This is a genomic window from Brevibacillus sp. FIR094 (assembly GCF_050477165.1).
Classification (GTDB): Bacteria; Bacillota; Bacilli; order Brevibacillales; family Brevibacillaceae; genus Brevibacillus.
The window spans coordinates 19,819-35,329 of sequence record NZ_JBEAES010000011.1; the positions used below are offsets into that span (position 1 = coordinate 19,819).

The 15,511-nt window shown below is 46.8% G+C and carries 16 protein-coding genes; 14 read left to right on the forward strand and 2 right to left on the reverse strand.

Annotated features, from left to right (window positions below):
* Nucleotides 1-2 precede the first annotated feature (2 nt).
* The 5 genes from ACQ5DJ_RS11485 (at nucleotide 3) to ACQ5DJ_RS11505 (ending at nucleotide 3,450) form a co-directional block, all read left to right on the forward strand.
* Nucleotides 3-188: a hypothetical protein gene (locus ACQ5DJ_RS11485; RefSeq protein WP_376894036.1), complete on the forward strand. Its 186-nt coding sequence runs from the start codon at nucleotides 3-5 to the stop codon at nucleotides 186-188.
* Between the two features lie 124 nt (nucleotides 189-312).
* Complete coding sequence (locus ACQ5DJ_RS11490; RefSeq protein WP_429842586.1) at nucleotides 313-1,020, forward strand: DNA alkylation repair protein; 708 nt, start codon at nucleotides 313-315, stop codon at nucleotides 1,018-1,020.
* Between the two features lie 160 nt (nucleotides 1,021-1,180).
* Nucleotides 1,181-1,957: an amino acid ABC transporter substrate-binding protein gene (locus tag ACQ5DJ_RS11495; RefSeq protein ID WP_429842587.1), complete on the forward strand. Its 777-nt coding sequence runs from the start codon at nucleotides 1,181-1,183 to the stop codon at nucleotides 1,955-1,957.
* 72 nt (nucleotides 1,958-2,029) lie between these two features.
* The gene (locus ACQ5DJ_RS11500) at nucleotides 2,030-2,689 is read left to right on the forward strand and encodes an amino acid ABC transporter permease (protein ID WP_017251947.1); all 660 of its coding nucleotides are present in this window, start codon (nucleotides 2,030-2,032) and stop codon (nucleotides 2,687-2,689) included.
* A gap of 14 nt (nucleotides 2,690-2,703) precedes the next feature.
* Entirely contained in the window at nucleotides 2,704-3,450 is a 747-nt protein-coding gene (locus tag ACQ5DJ_RS11505) for an amino acid ABC transporter ATP-binding protein (RefSeq protein ID WP_429842588.1), read from the forward strand.
* 65 nt (nucleotides 3,451-3,515) lie between these two features.
* Here ACQ5DJ_RS11505 and ACQ5DJ_RS11510 read toward each other — a convergent pair whose 3' ends face one another.
* Complete coding sequence (locus ACQ5DJ_RS11510; RefSeq protein ID WP_429842589.1) at nucleotides 3,516-3,779, reverse strand: KTSC domain-containing protein; 264 nt, start codon at nucleotides 3,777-3,779, stop codon at nucleotides 3,516-3,518.
* Nucleotides 3,780-4,245: 466 nt separating this feature from the next.
* Here ACQ5DJ_RS11510 and ACQ5DJ_RS11515 point away from each other — a divergent pair, with 466 nt between their 5' ends.
* The 3 genes from ACQ5DJ_RS11515 to ACQ5DJ_RS11525 all read left to right on the forward strand — a co-directional run bounded on the left by ACQ5DJ_RS11515 (nucleotide 4,246) and on the right by ACQ5DJ_RS11525 (nucleotide 7,762).
* Nucleotides 4,246-4,572 carry a PadR family transcriptional regulator gene (locus tag ACQ5DJ_RS11515; RefSeq protein ID WP_144617407.1) on the forward strand — a complete coding sequence of 109 codons (327 nt, stop codon included), beginning with the start codon at nucleotides 4,246-4,248 and terminating at the stop codon, nucleotides 4,570-4,572.
* The gene (locus ACQ5DJ_RS11520) at nucleotides 4,565-5,332 is read left to right on the forward strand and encodes a VanZ family protein (protein WP_429842590.1); all 768 of its coding nucleotides are present in this window, start codon (nucleotides 4,565-4,567) and stop codon (nucleotides 5,330-5,332) included. The genes ACQ5DJ_RS11515 and ACQ5DJ_RS11520 overlap by 8 nt, the downstream gene beginning before the upstream one ends.
* Nucleotides 5,333-5,470: 138 nt before the next feature.
* Nucleotides 5,471-7,762 carry a glycoside hydrolase gene (locus tag ACQ5DJ_RS11525; RefSeq protein ID WP_429842591.1) on the forward strand — a complete coding sequence of 764 codons (2,292 nt, stop codon included), beginning with the start codon at nucleotides 5,471-5,473 and terminating at the stop codon, nucleotides 7,760-7,762.
* A gap of 54 nt (nucleotides 7,763-7,816) precedes the next feature.
* Here the strand turns inward: ACQ5DJ_RS11525 and ACQ5DJ_RS11530 are convergent, their stop codons facing one another.
* Nucleotides 7,817-8,743 carry a LysR family transcriptional regulator gene (locus ACQ5DJ_RS11530; RefSeq protein ID WP_429842592.1) on the reverse strand — a complete coding sequence of 309 codons (927 nt, stop codon included), beginning with the start codon at nucleotides 8,741-8,743 and terminating at the stop codon, nucleotides 7,817-7,819.
* Between the two features lie 136 nt (nucleotides 8,744-8,879).
* Here ACQ5DJ_RS11530 and ACQ5DJ_RS11535 point away from each other — a divergent pair, with 136 nt between their 5' ends.
* The 6 genes from ACQ5DJ_RS11535 to ACQ5DJ_RS11560 all read left to right on the forward strand — a co-directional run bounded on the left by ACQ5DJ_RS11535 (nucleotide 8,880) and on the right by ACQ5DJ_RS11560 (nucleotide 15,484).
* Nucleotides 8,880-9,635, forward strand: a complete 756-nt coding sequence (locus tag ACQ5DJ_RS11535; RefSeq protein WP_429842593.1) for an SDR family NAD(P)-dependent oxidoreductase — start codon at nucleotides 8,880-8,882, stop codon at nucleotides 9,633-9,635.
* A 41-nt stretch (nucleotides 9,636-9,676) separates the two neighbouring features.
* Entirely contained in the window at nucleotides 9,677-10,420 is a 744-nt protein-coding gene (locus ACQ5DJ_RS11540) for an SDR family NAD(P)-dependent oxidoreductase (RefSeq protein ID WP_429842594.1), read from the forward strand.
* 47 nt (nucleotides 10,421-10,467) lie between these two features.
* Nucleotides 10,468-10,833 (forward strand): spore germination protein, encoded by a 366-nt coding sequence (locus ACQ5DJ_RS11545; RefSeq protein WP_429842595.1) that lies wholly within the window; start codon nucleotides 10,468-10,470, stop codon nucleotides 10,831-10,833.
* 125 nt (nucleotides 10,834-10,958) lie between these two features.
* Complete coding sequence (locus ACQ5DJ_RS11550; protein ID WP_429842596.1) at nucleotides 10,959-12,104, forward strand: alpha-hydroxy-acid oxidizing protein; 1,146 nt, start codon at nucleotides 10,959-10,961, stop codon at nucleotides 12,102-12,104.
* Between the two features lie 235 nt (nucleotides 12,105-12,339).
* The gene (locus tag ACQ5DJ_RS11555) at nucleotides 12,340-14,466 is read left to right on the forward strand and encodes a bifunctional diguanylate cyclase/phosphodiesterase (protein ID WP_429842597.1); all 2,127 of its coding nucleotides are present in this window, start codon (nucleotides 12,340-12,342) and stop codon (nucleotides 14,464-14,466) included.
* Between the two features lie 112 nt (nucleotides 14,467-14,578).
* The gene (locus ACQ5DJ_RS11560; protein ID WP_429842598.1) at nucleotides 14,579-15,484 is read left to right on the forward strand and encodes a DMT family transporter; all 906 of its coding nucleotides are present in this window, start codon (nucleotides 14,579-14,581) and stop codon (nucleotides 15,482-15,484) included.
* Nucleotides 15,485-15,511: the final 27 nt, after the last annotated feature.

Genomic DNA, 15,511 nt, shown 5'->3' on the forward strand with positions numbered 1-15,511 from the left:
TTATGAAGGAAGTAAAAGTGATTCAATTTTACTTTTCCGGGGGCGGTGAAACGATTAGCATCGAAACGACGGAACCGGAAGAGATCATTCAAATGGTCGCTAATCAAGACGGTGGATGGCTACAGTACGATGATGTTGTCATCAACGTCAGAAATGTTTCGTATATCAAAGTACGCAGTCAGGCGTAAGGATCGGAAAAGCGCGTCAAGCACATCAGGAAAAAGCTCTCCTTTATAATGAGGAGGGTTTTTTCGTGTTGGAGGTAACGCCGCTGGTTATCCTAATTAATAGAAGAAAAAGGAGGGTGATAAGATGACGCTGGAAGAAGTCATGCAGAAGCTCGAAGCGATGGGGACAGAGCAGACGAAAAAAACGTTATTGCGGCATGGGGCGAAAGAGCCTTTGTTTGGCGTGCGAGTCGGCGATATGAAAAAGCTAGTCAAGGAGGTCAAGCGTGATCAGCAGCTCGTCCAGGCGCTGTACGATACGGGAAACTACGACGCCATGTATTTGGCCGGATTGACGGTTGACCCGAAGAGTATGACAAAAGAGCGGCTGCAGGCTTGGGTCAAGGAAGCGTCTTGGTACGCTCCCGCCGAATATACGGTTGCGAGTGTAGCCGCTGAGAGCCATTTTGCCATGGAGTTGGCACGAGAATGGATCGAGTCAAAAGAAGAGATGGTAGCCACATGTGGGTGGAATACATATTCGAACTACTTGTCGATTATGCCCGATGAACAGCTACATAAAGAAGAAATCAAACGGCTCCTCATGAGAGTGAAGGAGACGATTCATCAGGAACAGAATCGCGTACGGTACACCATGAATCAATTCGTTATTTCAGTAGGTGCGTATGTACCGGAGCTTCATCAGGAAGCGTTGGAAGTGGCCGCAGCAATTGGCAAAGTACATGTGGACGTCGGACAGACAGCGTGCAAAGTTCCGTTGGCTACGGAGTATATCAAAAAGATAGAGGAACGAGGGAGTGTCGGAAAAAAGAAAAAGACATGCATCTGTTAGTCGGGCATTTTACTCATTCATTTGGCGTATATTTCTAAAGTGCTTTTGTTTGCTAAAGTATCGACTATTCCTTGCTAATGTGCTATCATGATACCTTGTTAACGTATTACCACTTTATCAGAGTAAAATATAGAGTAGGGAAACGAGGGGGATCATCACGATGAAGAAAATAGCATGGATGTCATTGTTGTTGAGTGCGATGGTTTCATTGGTAGTGGGCTGTTCCAGCGCGAAAACTGGCGCTGACGCGAACAAGCTGATTATCGGAATTGATGATAAGTTTGCACCAATGGGATTCCGGGATGAAAAAAATGAGCTAGTCGGTTTTGATATTGATTATGCGCGTGCAGCCAGCGAAAAAATGGGAAAACAAGTCGAGTTTCAACCAATCGATTGGAGTGCAAAAGAGTCTGAACTAAATAGCGGTCGTATCGACATGATCTGGAATGGATATACGATTACAGATGTGAGAAAAGAGAAGGTTCTCTTTACCAAACCTTATCTGAAAAACGCGCAAGTAGTGGTCACGATGGCAAATAGCAACTGGACCAAGCTGTCAGACTTGGCCGGTAAAGCAATTGGTTTGCAAAAGCTGTCTTCCGCAGCTGACGCTGTCAATGCAAGTGACATGAAAAATCAGGTCAAATCCATTACAGAGTATCCTGATAATGTACTGGCATTGAGTGATATGAAGATTGGCCGCGTGGAAGCAGTTGTCATCGATCAGGTTGTAGCCGATTACTACATGGCAAAAGAACCTGGAACCTTTAAGGTGTTGGAAGAATCACTTGCACCTGAGGAGTATGGAGTGGGCGTCAAAAAAGGGAACGAGGCGTTATTGAACGAACTGCAAAAAGCGCTGGATACCATGAATCAGGATGGAACCGCAGCTAAAATATCGGAAAAATGGTTTGGCGAAAATCGCGTGTTGAAATAAACGGAAGATACGATGGCTTCGCCGAATGATTGGCGAAGCCACGCTTTATTATAAGGATTAGGAGCATACCAGATGAGCTTAGACTATATTATCTCGATTACCGTGCCCATGCTAGAAGGGGCGCAGATGACGGTGTTGCTGTTCTTTATCGCTATCCTGGCATCGATTCCATTGGGATTTCTCATTACCTTAATGGCGAATAGTAGCAACAGAGGTCTGTCTTGGTTCGCGCACACCTATGTATATGTCATGCGTGGAACGCCTCTATTATTACAGCTATTGTTTTTTGTCTTTGGTCTCCCTCTCTTGCCAGTGATCGGAGAATACTTGGTTATGGATCGATTCGTAGCTGCATGCCTCGGCTTCGTGCTGAACTACGCAGCGTATTTCGCGGAGATTTTCCGTGGAGGACTGTTGTCGATCGACAAAGGACAGTACGAGGCAGCGCAGGTCCTCGGCTTTAGCAAATGGCAGACGACCAACAAGATTATTTTGCCGCAAATGTTTCGCGTGGCTTTGCCTGCTGTCGCAAATGAATCCATTACTCTCGTAAAAGACACAGCGCTGCTCTATGCAGTTGCCGTCCCAGAATTGCTTCACTTTGCACAAACGGCTGTGAATCGCGACTTTACCATCGTTCCGTTTTTTATTGCCGGAATCATTTATTTGTTGATGACGCTATTGTTGACGTTATTCTTTAAGTGGCTGGAGAAAAGGTTCAAATTCGAATAAAGGGCTGGCGCAATATGGATATCATTCAAGTATCGAATCTAAAGAAATCGTTTGGCAATCAGGAAGTTTTGCGAGATGTCTCGTTTTCGGTGAAAAAGAACGAAGTCGTGGCGGTCATTGGACCATCTGGCTCCGGGAAAAGCACAATGCTGCGTAGCTTGGTCAATCTGGAGCAGGTGAATGGTGGCAGCATTCGTGTGCAGGATGATTATTTGGTGAAGGATGGCGTTTATGCCAGTAACCAGGAAATCAAGCAGATTACATCGAGAATGGGCATGGTCTTTCAGCATTTTAATCTGTTTCCTCATTTGACGGTGAAGGAGAATCTTGAGATCGCACCTAGAGTGGTCAAAGGGGAGGCGTCAGAGGACATCCAGCGCAACAGTGCAGAGCTCTTGGAAAAGGTCGGCTTGTCTGATAAGGCAGGAGCATACCCAGCAAAGCTCTCAGGTGGACAGAAGCAGCGTGTGGCGATCGCCAGAGCATTGATGATGAGTCCGCAAATCTTGTTGTTTGACGAGCCTACGTCTGCGCTCGATCCCGAACTGACGGGTGAGGTCCTGCAAGTCATCAAGCAGCTTGCCCAGGAGCATATGACGATGATGGTTGTGACGCATGAGATGGGATTCGCGCGCGAGGTAGCGAACCAAATCATGTTTATGGACAACGGGGAATTCGTAGAGTCGGGGACACCTGAGCAATTGTTTACAAACGCTAAATTTGAGCGGACCAAATCTTTTTTGCATCGCGCATTAAAATAGAGAAGATTAACAACAAATGCCCTCAGTGTCGAGAAGACAGACTGAGGGCATTTTGTATAGACAGGCTACATCACCTGATAGTTCAAATACCGTTGGCTGATGAACGAATGAAAATGATCGCTGAACGAGTCAGCATTTAAAAACGCATTGTAAGCGTAAGGAGTGACCCGACAGTAAACGACCTCGCGTCCATCGTGAAAACGGATGTAGAGGTGGCTTGTAACCAGATCGTAGCGAGCAGCTTTGATCAATTTCGAATCCAGTTCCTTGTAAGTAATTTCTTGGGGTTGATTCTGACGTGGCAGAAATTGGCGGAAAAAAGATCTCAATGTACGTGCAAACTCCTTTATCTAAAAATCGGCTTATCTATTTCTACGAGTCTTCATTTTACGCAAAAATTTGGATTCGGAATACAAAAATAGCACACCAATTGCAAAATAGGCTAAGAGAACTGCGTTCAGAACGATCGACGAAAAGTCGGCAAGCATGTAAGTGCCTCCTGTTAGAGAGAATGAAGTCACGAATTGAAAGGAACCTGCTCCAAAAAAGTGAAAATCTTCTTTTTGTTTCGTTCTACGGGCCTATAATCTGGTTGTGTGTAGAAAAGAATCATCATCCGAAAGTATGTCGACTCATGGAAAACGTCGTCGAATATAGTCTATATTACCTATTTTATTATTGTCAATAATTACATAGAACCAAAACTATTATCCGCAAATTTCCTTGGTTAACTACCTTGTATCACGAGGTATAGTGTGATAATCTCTAGGCATGTCACGGGGAGGAGATGCTTTTGTGAACAAGGAGTTGTTGAAAGGAAGCATCGATCTATTGCTGCTCTCGCTGATCGCACAGAAAGACCAGTACGGCTATGAGCTGGCCAAGAAGATTCGTGATAAAAGCAATGAGATGTATGAAATCGGTGAAGGCACACTGTATCCTGCTCTAAAGCGATTGGAGACGCAAAAGGCAGTGGAGTCTTACTGGGGGGAAGCCAACGAAGGCGGACGCCGCAAATATTATCGGATCACCAAGACAGGCCAGGGACTTCTTCAAGACAAGATGAAGGATTGGCAGAGCTTGAGTAGACTCATTACGCTCGTCAATGAGGGAAGTGAGTAAGCAAATGAAGCTGGAAGAATACGCAGAGCGGGTTGTCAGTCGTTTGCCGTGTTCCAAGTGGGAAAAGCAGGATGTCAAAGATGAGCTGATGGATCATTTAAGGAGTATAAAGAGTGAGGTGGTTGAAGAAGGCTACGAGGAACAGGAAGCCGTTTCTCTGACCATTCAACGATTTGGGCCTAGTGGGGCAATCAGCCGGGAACTGTCTGAATCGATGCCGCTCATTGATAAATACTTCCGAAAATGGCTCATGACGTTGTTTTTCTTGTATGTAGCGATCTCCAGCTATCTCTTGTTATTGTCGCCTGATCGCTTCCGGCGCAGAGCTTTTACAGTGGAATGGAAGCAGAGGATGATCGAATACGGCGTCCCGCAATATACGCATCTTTTTCAAAATACGAAGCCATTTCAAACTTTGGTGGATTACGTCTTCCATTATGATAATTACAGCTTCGGTACGGTGATGTATAACTTGCTAGGGAATATCCTTATTTTTTTGCCGCTGGGATTGTTTTTGCCACTGTTATTCTTGTCCTTTCAAAGCATGCATCGCGTGTTTTTTCTCACATTGTCCGCCAGTCTTATCGTGGAAACGTTGCAGCTTTTGCTTGCGTTAGGAAGCTTTGATGTCGATGATCTGCTGTTGAATGTAATTGGTGGACTTATTGGTTATGGAATGTTTCGATTAGGAGCAGCCATGATACACAGGCGAAGGAAAAGCATTCGCTTCGATGACGATTTTTCTGCTACACCCTCGTAAAAGCAACATAAGTCGAAGAAGCCTCATGGACCGAGGTCGCCGGGTTGTAAGGTGACCTTGGACAAGGTTTTCGATGGCTTTTTATGCATATGTACATCGTAATACGATATACATAGTTATTCGATCTAGGAGGATTTTATGAAAAGAAAAGCGATTTTACTCATCGTGTTCGCCCTTATGCTCCAAGTAGTAGTTGGTTGTGAGAGCAACCATGCGAACGGGCAAGTGCAGACGAAGCAACACGCAGATTTTACTTTTGATGTGAAACCGGAGACCTTCGAAGTATTTGTCGAGAAAGACGGAGTGAAGGAACGTGCTTCTGAGCCCTTGCCAGCGCGTAAGGTAGCGAATGTACAGAAAGGTGAGCAGGGGATTACCTGGAGCTATCCAGAAGATAAGCTGGACGTCTCGCTTCAAAAGAAAGAGGATCATTTGCAAATCACACTGACCTCGACAGGGACAGAGAGCTTTTCCTGGCCAACCGTGAAAGGACCTAGCTATATGCTGCCTTTGGGGGAAGGGAAGTGGATTCCTGCCGACGACAGAGAGTGGCAGTCCTTTTTCAAAGAGGAGAGTCTTACTTTCGCGGAGTCATTCTCCATGCGCTTTTTTGCTGTCAATAAGAACAAGTACGCGCTCCTGTACGTGGTGGACAACTTGTTTAACAGTACAGTCGATTTTGCAGTCGATCCGACGATTTCCTTCACGTTCTCGCATGAGTTCCCGACGATTAATTCAGACAAGACCTACGGATTCCGCTTGTATGTAACAGACAATGATCCAGTCAGCATTGCAGGCGTGTACAAGGATTATATAAAGGAAAAGGGAGAGCTGCTGACACTGGCTGAAAAAGCGAAAGCGAACCCGGATGTGGAAAAGCTGTACGGGGCTCCTCATTTTTATTTGTGGAACAAGAGCTTCCTGACTGCTGAGGATGTAAAATGGCGTGCATTGAAAACCAAACTGGACGCGAACTTCATCGGATGGATGGAGCAGCACTTGCAAAGCAGCGAGGATGGAAAAGAGAGCATCCAGCAATTCCGCGAGATTCAAAAACAGGATTACGTCGCGGACTACCAGAAGAGAGCGATCATCAGCGGGTTCAACTATGCGTTGCGCTCACGTGAGTTTTACAATCCGAAGCTATTTACGAACGTCGATGAGAAGACAAAAGAACTCATCGGAAAAGGGATCGACAAGCTGACGGAAGCACAGCTGTACGACTTGAACAAACGACTACTGAAAAGTGTATTGCAGGATGCAGTTCCACCGATAGAAAAGTGGGGCAATGCAGATTCTACTGATCTGCTCAAGGACATGAAAGCAGCCGGAATTACGAATGCATGGATTGGCTTGCCGGACTGGACTGCGGCTTACATGAAGCCAGCATTCATTCAACAGGCGAATGATAAAGGCTATTTGATCGCCAGCTACGACTCGTACCATTCCATTCATAAGGAAGAAAATCAGGATTGGAATACAGCTATTTTCGAAGATAAGAGCTTGTATGAGAATGCGACAATCACGAAGAAAAATGGAGAAAAGAAGGCTGGTTTTCTGCAACGTGGCAGATTGCTGAATCCAACCTTATCGCTACCAAGTGTGAAGCAGCGCATGGATGAAATCATGAGTAACGATGTCGCTTTTAACTCGTGGTTTATTGATGTGGATGCAGCAGGGGATTTCAACGATGATTATTCGCCTGAGCACACGACGACAGAAGCACAGGATATGAAGGCGAAGCTTGCACGGATGGACTACATTCGTGATGAAAAGAAGTTGGTCGTTGGTTCTGAGACGGGCAACGACTTCGCTAGCAGAAGCATTTCTTTTGCGCACGGGATTGAGACGCCTGTCATCAAATGGGCAGATTCAGATATGCGAAAAAACAAGCAAAGCCCGTATTATGTGGGAGGTTATTGGTCCCCAGCGGGTGAGATTCCAGAGAGATACAAGAAGCAGGTTCCAATCAAGGAAGAGTACCAGCATGTGTACATTGATCCAGCATACTCCTTGCCGCTATACAAACTGGTGTACAATAACTCGGTGATCACAAGCCATCACTGGGAGTGGGGTAGCCTGAAGATCAAGGGAGAAGTCGGTACTCGCATGCTCAAAGAACTGCTCTACAATGTCCCGCCGCTCTATCATGTGGATAGAAAGATGTGGGATGCTGAACAAGAGTTGATCATGAACTATCTGAAGGTGTGGTCTCCCTTCCATAAAAAAGCAGTGCAGCAAGAGATGACCGATTATCGTGTGTTGTCTGAAGACAGACTCGTGCAAAAGGCAGTTTATGGAGATGATTTGCAAGTGATCGCCAATTTCTCACAGCAAGATTTCACGTACGAGAATCAAGTGGTGAAGGCTAGATCGGCTCTCATCATCGATGGTAAGAATAAACAGACATTCCTTGCTCCAGCGCAATAGGAATGCATGGAAGAAGGCTGTCCGCGAAAATTAATGCGGCAGCCTTTTTGCTTACTAAGGGAGAGGAGAGTATTTCTTGCTTTTTAAATCGTATTGGAGTCGATTGATAAAGTTCATGGAAATGCGGGAGTAATGCCGTTCCGCAGAGCGGACCCAGCCATAATAAATAGGTTGTTGATAAGGGATATCCAAATCAAGGGTTCGTGAATCGGAGTCTTGCAAATGTGGTTCATGAACAAAAGAGTAGTCCAGTCCGATCGTAACAGCGAGATTTTGCCGGATCGCATTGCGGAGGGCTTCTGTGTTGTTTGTGGTGAACAGTATGTCGACAGGACCGTACGTAGCGGCAAAATCCTCTACGAACCATTTGACATAGTCGTCGTTATACAGGACAAAGGATTGCTTGCGAAGCTCTTCGGGCGTAACGGAATCCTGATAGGCAAGCGGCGAGTTTTTGGGGACACCGACGACCATTTTCCCCTCTAGCAACTGTTCGAACACTAGCCCAAGTCCCTCACTCTTTTTGAGCAGGTTCTCGTGGATGATGACCAGACCAATGTCCAGCTTGTCATGAAGAATGTCCTCTAATATTTCTTGCGTGCCTTTTTCGGCGATTTCGGTACGGATGTGAGGATAATCTTTCTTAAAGCTCGCGACGGCATCGACCAGTAGATTCATGGGGCCGGGAATCGTGGCGAGTCTCAGCTCACCCGTCAACGTGTTCGTGTAGTTTTGTGCTTCCTCCCAGATCTCCTGGATTTTTCCCAAGGCTTCAAATGCTTTTTTGATGATGATGCGCCCTTCAGAGGTCGGTACAGCTCCAAGGCGCGAACGTGTAAACAGAGTAAGGCCTAGCTCTGCTTCCAGACTGGCGAGTGACTGGCTGATGGCGGAGAGGGTCACGTGCTTATTCTGAGCGGCTTTGGTCAGGGAACCTGCCTTCGTTATTTCTACGATATATTCAAGCTGTTCCAGATGCATAGCGTTGAATCACATCCTTTAGTCGTGCTTAAGGAAGGGTAAGTATGTTTACATATTTTTAAATATAAAAGAGTCCTATAATGAAAGCAAGGCAAGGGATCAGATACAAAAGACGAGCGAAGTGGAGGCGTTTGCAATGGCAAGACTCGAAGGAAAAGTAGCGGTTATTACCGGTGGAGGAACAGGGATTGGGAAAACAACGGCGATCCGCTTTGCCAAGGAAGGTGCGAAAGTAGTCGTTACCGATATTAATCTGGACAGTGCCTCGCAGACGGTAGCGGAAATCAAGGAGGCAGGTGGAGAAGCCATCGCGATTGCGCATGATGTAAGCCGCGAAGAGCAATGGCAGCAAGTAGTGGCAACCACCGTTGAGCAATACAACAAAGTAGATATCCTGTTCAATAATGCAGGCATTTATATCATTAAACCGTTGGCGGAGATTACCGTAGAGGAATGGAATCGTCTCATGGCGATTAACGTCACCGGTGTCTTTTTGGGAATGAAGCATGTGATGCCTGTAATGGCAAAACACCAAGGCGGGTCAGTCATTAATGCGTCTTCTGTTGCAGGGCTGATCGGTGCGCCTGGTCACGTATTGTATGGTGCGAGCAAGGGAGCCGTTCGCATCATGACCAAGGATGCGGCGATGGAATATGCAGCGCAAGGCGTTCGTGTGAACTCAATTCATCCTGGGTATATTGATACGAACATGGTGTCATATGCTTCGGAGACGACTAAGCACTCCAAGGCTGAACTGGCACAGGGTGTTCCAACAGGCCGACTCGGAACAGTAGATGATGTGTCCAATATGGTGTTGTTCCTCGCTTCTGAAGAGTCTGCACATGTCACAGGGGCTGAATTCGTTATTGATGGTGGCGGAACTGCGCGATAAAACGGTGGAGAGGGAATTTTAGGAAGCAGGAGGAGTTAATCATGAGACTTGAAAATAAAGTAGCGATCGTAACAGGTGGAGCAAGCGGAATCGGAGAGACTACCGTCCGTCTCTTCGCAAAAGAAGGGGCGAATATAGTGATTGCTGACTTCTCCCCACGTGGAAATGAATTGGCGGAAGAGCTGAATCAAGCAGGCTTCGATGCGTTGTTCGTGAAAACGGACGTAACGAAAGAAGACGAAGTGAAAAACATGGTGAGCGCCACTGTAGAAAAGTACGGAAAAGTAGATATTTTGTTTGCCAATGCAGGTATCGCGAAAGACGCACCTGGTCATCTGTTGAGCATGGATGACTGGCAAAGAACGATTGATATCAATCTGACTGGCGTATTCCTGTGCGATAAATACGTCATCGAGCAAATGCTGGCGCAAGGGACTGGCGGCGCGATCGTCAATTGTGGCTCGATCCATAGCCATGCCGGAAAAGCTGGCGTGACCGCATACTCTTCCGCCAAAGGTGGCGTGAAGCTTCTGACCCAGACACTGGGACTTACGTATGCGAAGCAAGGGATTCGCGTAAATGCTGTCTGCCCGGGCTATATTGATACGCCACTGATCGCTGGTCGAGATGAAGCCTTAAACGAGCATCTGATTGGATTGCATCCGATGGGGCGCTTGGGTAAACCAGAAGAAGTCGCCAAGGCTGTTCTGTTCCTTGCCAGCGATGATGCTTCATTCGTCACAGGGACAAGCCTGCTGGTCGACGGCGGATATACCGCGCAATAAAAGGTTCCTTCTCCTCGTGTAGCTTTGTCTACTAGGGGAGATTTTTTTTGGCAAAACCTATCCTGCAAATGCCCTCAACCATCGTCCAAGCGGGCGTCAAACCGTTCGAATATGATGGAAATAAGCTATTTGCAGACGGGGAGGGAGAGGGATTGCCGACTTTTGTGGGAACTGTGACAATCAACAACAATGTCGGAAACATCAACTTTGGTGATACGGCAAATAACTCTCCTAAAAGTGTAACCAAAGCGTTTGCCGGTTCAGGTGGAAACAACAGTGGTAACGTGGTAAAGGTCATCAATGAAAATAGTCAAACCATCACATGGGTGGGTTCAATAACCCGTGGAATGAAGGCAAAAAAAGCAAAGAAACAAATCCGTCGCAAAGCCCGAAAAGGCAAAAAGAAAAAGTAGCCTTGATAAAGGCATTTGCGAATGTGGACAAGCTTGTGGAATAGAAAAGGGATTAAGACTATTGCGAATTTATGTGAATTGAGATAAAAAAGATGAAAGACGATCGTAGAAAGGAAGCAAACCAGATGACGAAAACAAATGAGGAATCACTCTTATTTACCCGTGTGAACAAGGACACACAGGCACTGCCGATCTCCATTGAGGATTGGGAGAAAAAGGCGCGAGAGGTGTTACCAGATGGGCCATTTGATTACGTTGCCGGGGGATCAGGGGCAGAAGAAACGCTGGTAGAAAACCGGACAGCTTTTTCCCGTTGGGCCATCATTCCTCGGATGATGCGGGATGTGACGAATCGCACCCTTGGTATTTCGATGTACAATCAAGCGTTGCGCACCCCGATCTTCTTGGCACCTGTCGGCATGCAGACGATTTCACATCCCGATGGAGAGCTGGCGTCTGCCAGGGCGGCGGCAGCAGCTGGAGTACCGTTCGTAGCCAGTACGGTTTCTGCTCACTCGCTCGAACAGATTGCCGAAGTGATGGGCGATGCCTACCGCTGGTTCCAGCTCTATTGGTCGAATGATCGAGAGGTTTCTGCGAGTATGGTCAGACGAGCGGAAAAGTCTGGCTATTCTGCCATTGTCCTCACAGTAGATACCGTTATGCTAGGGTGGAAGCGCAGAGATTTCCGCAACGGGTATTCACCACTGCGCGAAGGAAGAGGACTGGCGAATTACTTAACAGATCCTGTTTTTTGCTCGCGACTCCCTGAGGTAACGCCGGAGAATGCAGTGGAGGAAGTGTTGAAAAACATTTATCATCCAGCGCTGAATTGGAACGATATCGCCTTTTTGCGTGAGCATACTCGTCTGCCGATTTTGGTAAAAGGCGTTTTGCATCCAGATGATGCGCGACTTGCTTTAGAGCATGGTGTAGATGGAATCATCGTTTCCAATCACGGTGGAAGGCAGATGGATGGCGCCATTTCTACGCTGGATGCGCTGCCAGCGATTGCCGAGGTGGTAGCTGGCAATATACCTGTCTTGCTCGACAGTGGCGTGCGTACAGGAGCAGATGTCATGAAAGCGATGGCTTTAGGTGCCAATGCCATCCTGATTGGTCGCCCATTCCTGTATGGACTGGCTGTTGCCGGAGAGCAAGGTGTAGCGAGTGTGTTAGATACACTCATCCATGAATTTGACGTCGCGATGGCGCTGTCTGGCAGCAATTCTGTCGCAGACCTCAATCGCAGCATTCTAGCCCGCTTGTAAGGGCTAGCAGTCCGATCATAGCCATTGTTGAAAAAAGTGAGCCAGGTTGCGTGTGCTGGTTCATTTTTTTTTGTATGGAAACCCCATGAAGTTTGCAAAAATGTTGTTTCTACCGCAGCTGTTCTCGTTGAACTTTCGGAAAAACATGGTAAAATGGAACGAACTTGTATTCTGAACGTTACGATCCTTCTGTAAGGATCATTTTTTTTGACTGTATCCAAAGCAGGTGATTGAAATGAAAAACCAAATGATATCTTCACTGACACCCCAAGATTGGGTAGGGCTACTACGCGAAAAAGATGGTGAGCTGAACATGGTTGTGAATGAGCTGGCAGATGTCAAATACGCTTTGGACCAATCCACGATCTTGGCAATTACGGACCATAAGGGGATTATTTTGCGGGCAAATGAGCAATTTTGCCGCATATCCAAATACGAACGAAGCGAATTGATTGGAAATGACCATCGTATTCTTAACTCGGGTTACCATCCGAAAGGCTTTTTTAAAGAAATGTGGTCTTGTATTCGATCTGGCCAGGTCTGGCGGGGGGAAATTCGCAACTGCGCAAAAGATGGCAGCTATTATTGGGTCGATACAACTATCGTGCCCTTTAAGGACCAAGCGGGCGAAATCTATCAATATCTATCCATTCGCAGCGATATCACAGCTCGCAAGCAGATGGAAGATGAGCTCAAGCAGAGTGAAGAAAAGTATCGCATTATCGCGGAAAACACGTCGGATATCATCAGCATCATCAACCTAGATGGGGAGTTTCTCTATTTGTCTCCGTCTCACAAGCGCGTATGGGAGCATACCGTTCCTGATGAGGAAATCCATAACCTGTTCGAGTGGATTGTGGAGGATGACCGAGATATTTTTGCTTATGCGATTCAGCATGCCTTCTCTACACGTAAAGAGTACATGGTAGAGTGCCGGATTAACACCCAAAGAAACGATGTTATCTGGACAGAAAGCAAAATCAATCCGATCTCGGATAAAGACGGAAATGTGACCAAGCTGCTCCTCGTTACCCGTGACGTCACAGACCGCAAACAGTCCGAAGAGACGATTCATCACTTGGCTTATCACGATGCGTTGACAGACCTGCCGAATCGCCGGATGTATGTTCAACAGCTCAGCAAGGAAATGATGCAGGCCAAGCGTTTCCAATCGAATCTGGCTGTGTTGTTTTTAGACATGGATCGCTTCAAGGATGTGAACGATTCGTTCGGTCATGACGTAGGGGATATGTTGCTGATCGAAGCATCAAAGCGTCTACAGGCATGCCTCAAGCCAGGAGATGTCGTGGCCAGGTTAGGTGGAGACGAATTTACGATTATGCAGAACCATCTGCAAGATCGAAACGAAGCGTCTGCATTGGCAGAGCAGATCATGAATCAGTTGCAGCGGCCGTTTGAATTAGAAGGTCATGTGTTCAACGTGTCGTGCAGCATTGGCATCGCCTTGTACCCGCAAGATGGGGATAATCCCGAAGATTTGTTGAAGCGGGCCGATACGGCCTTATATACAGTGAAATCACGTGGGAAGAACGGCTATGACTTTTTCGATCCAACGATGGAGGCGAAGTCGCTGGAACGTATCTTGATGGAAAATGAGATGCGGAAGGCCATTGAACAAGAGCAGTTCCAAATCTACTACCAGCCCAAAATCGATATTGTGACCAGTTCGATGACAGGCATGGAAGCGCTCGTCAGATGGGTGCATCCAGAGCTGGGCATCATCCCGCCGAATCGCTTTATTCCTATCGCTGAGGAGACAGGAATGATTCTGGCGCTAGGGGAATGGATATTGAAACAGGCGTGCAAACAAAATAAAATCTGGCACGATCAAGGATATACGTTGAAGGTCTCAGTGAATTTGTCAGCGAGACAGATCTATCAAAAAGATCTGGTCGAGATGATCAAGGATATTCTTCGGGAAACAAATCTGTCTCCTGATTGGCTAGAGCTCGAGATTACGGAGAGTATTTTTGTCAAAATGGAAGAGGCGACGGCAGTCCTGCAACAGATTCGGGACATCGGCATCCAAATTTCGATTGATGATTTTGGGACAGGCTATAGCTCATTTAGTTATATTAAAAGCTTGCCAGTCGATACAATCAAAATTGACGCCTCATTTATTCGCGACATTCATCACAACCAAGAGAGTCAAGCGATTGTAAAAGCAATTGTTACGATCGCGCAAAGTCTCAATATGAATGTCATCGCAGAGGGAATTGAGCTCCATGATCAAGTAGCGGCTTTGAAGGAAAATGGCTGCGACCACGGTCAAGGTTATCTGTTCAGCAAGCCGCTTCCGACAGATGCTTTCGACCAGTTTCTGCGCCAAGAGCTACAATAATATGGTAGGAAGCAAAGCCGGGTGAGAACATCCGGCTTCTTCTTTTGTGTGGTACTATAAGAGGCGGACAAAAACATAAGAGCAAGTGTGCAGCTAGAAAGGGAGGCCCCTCGTGGGAAAGTTTTCGGGTAAGACTGTTTTCGCTATTGCAAGTTTGGTATTGATGTGGGGATTAAGCTGGTCGATCTACAAAATGTCACTAGCCTATACGCCACCGATTTTATTCGCAGGAATGCGTTCACTGATTGGCGGACTTCTGCTCGCTTTATTCATTTTACCGAAATGGAAAAAGATCAACTGGCGTGAAAACTGGTTGCGCTATTGTATATCTGCCTTTCTGAATACCTTGTGTTTTTACGGCATTCAGACGGTTGGACTCGTGTATTTGCCAGGTGGATTATTCTCAGTGTTGGTGTACTTCCAGCCAATCTTGATTGGACTCTTCGCTTGGTTGTGGCTGGGTGAGAACATGACGGTCCTCAAGGTCATTGGGCTGATCATGGGCTTCCTCGGGATACTTGCGGTCAGTGCAGATGGACTGACTGGACAGGTTTCCATCGTGGGCGTCATTTTAGGTTTGTTGACGGCTCTTACGTGGGCGCTGGGCGTGATCTATGTGAAAAAGGTCAGTGCCAAGGTAGATTCCCTGTGGATGGTTGCCATGCAATGCATCATTGGTGGCGCGGCCTTAACTCTTTTGGGGACAGGCGTAGAGAGCTGGTCCGACATTGTCTGGAATGTTCCGTATCTGATCGGTCTCAGCTATGGCGCTACATTTGGGGTACCGATTGCCATTGTCATTTACTTTGGGCTCGTAAATGCAGGTGAAGCGAGCAAGGTGGCCGCCTTTACGTTTCTCGTGCCGCTCATCGCAGTCGTCACTGGCACCATTTTCATGGACGAGCCGGTTACGTATTCGCTCATCGCCGGTCTAGTATTGATCGTGTGCAGTATTTACTTGGTGAACTATCAGAAAAAGATAAGACAGCCTGCAATTTCCAATACTCTCAATCGTTGATGGAGACGACAAAAACAGCCGACACTT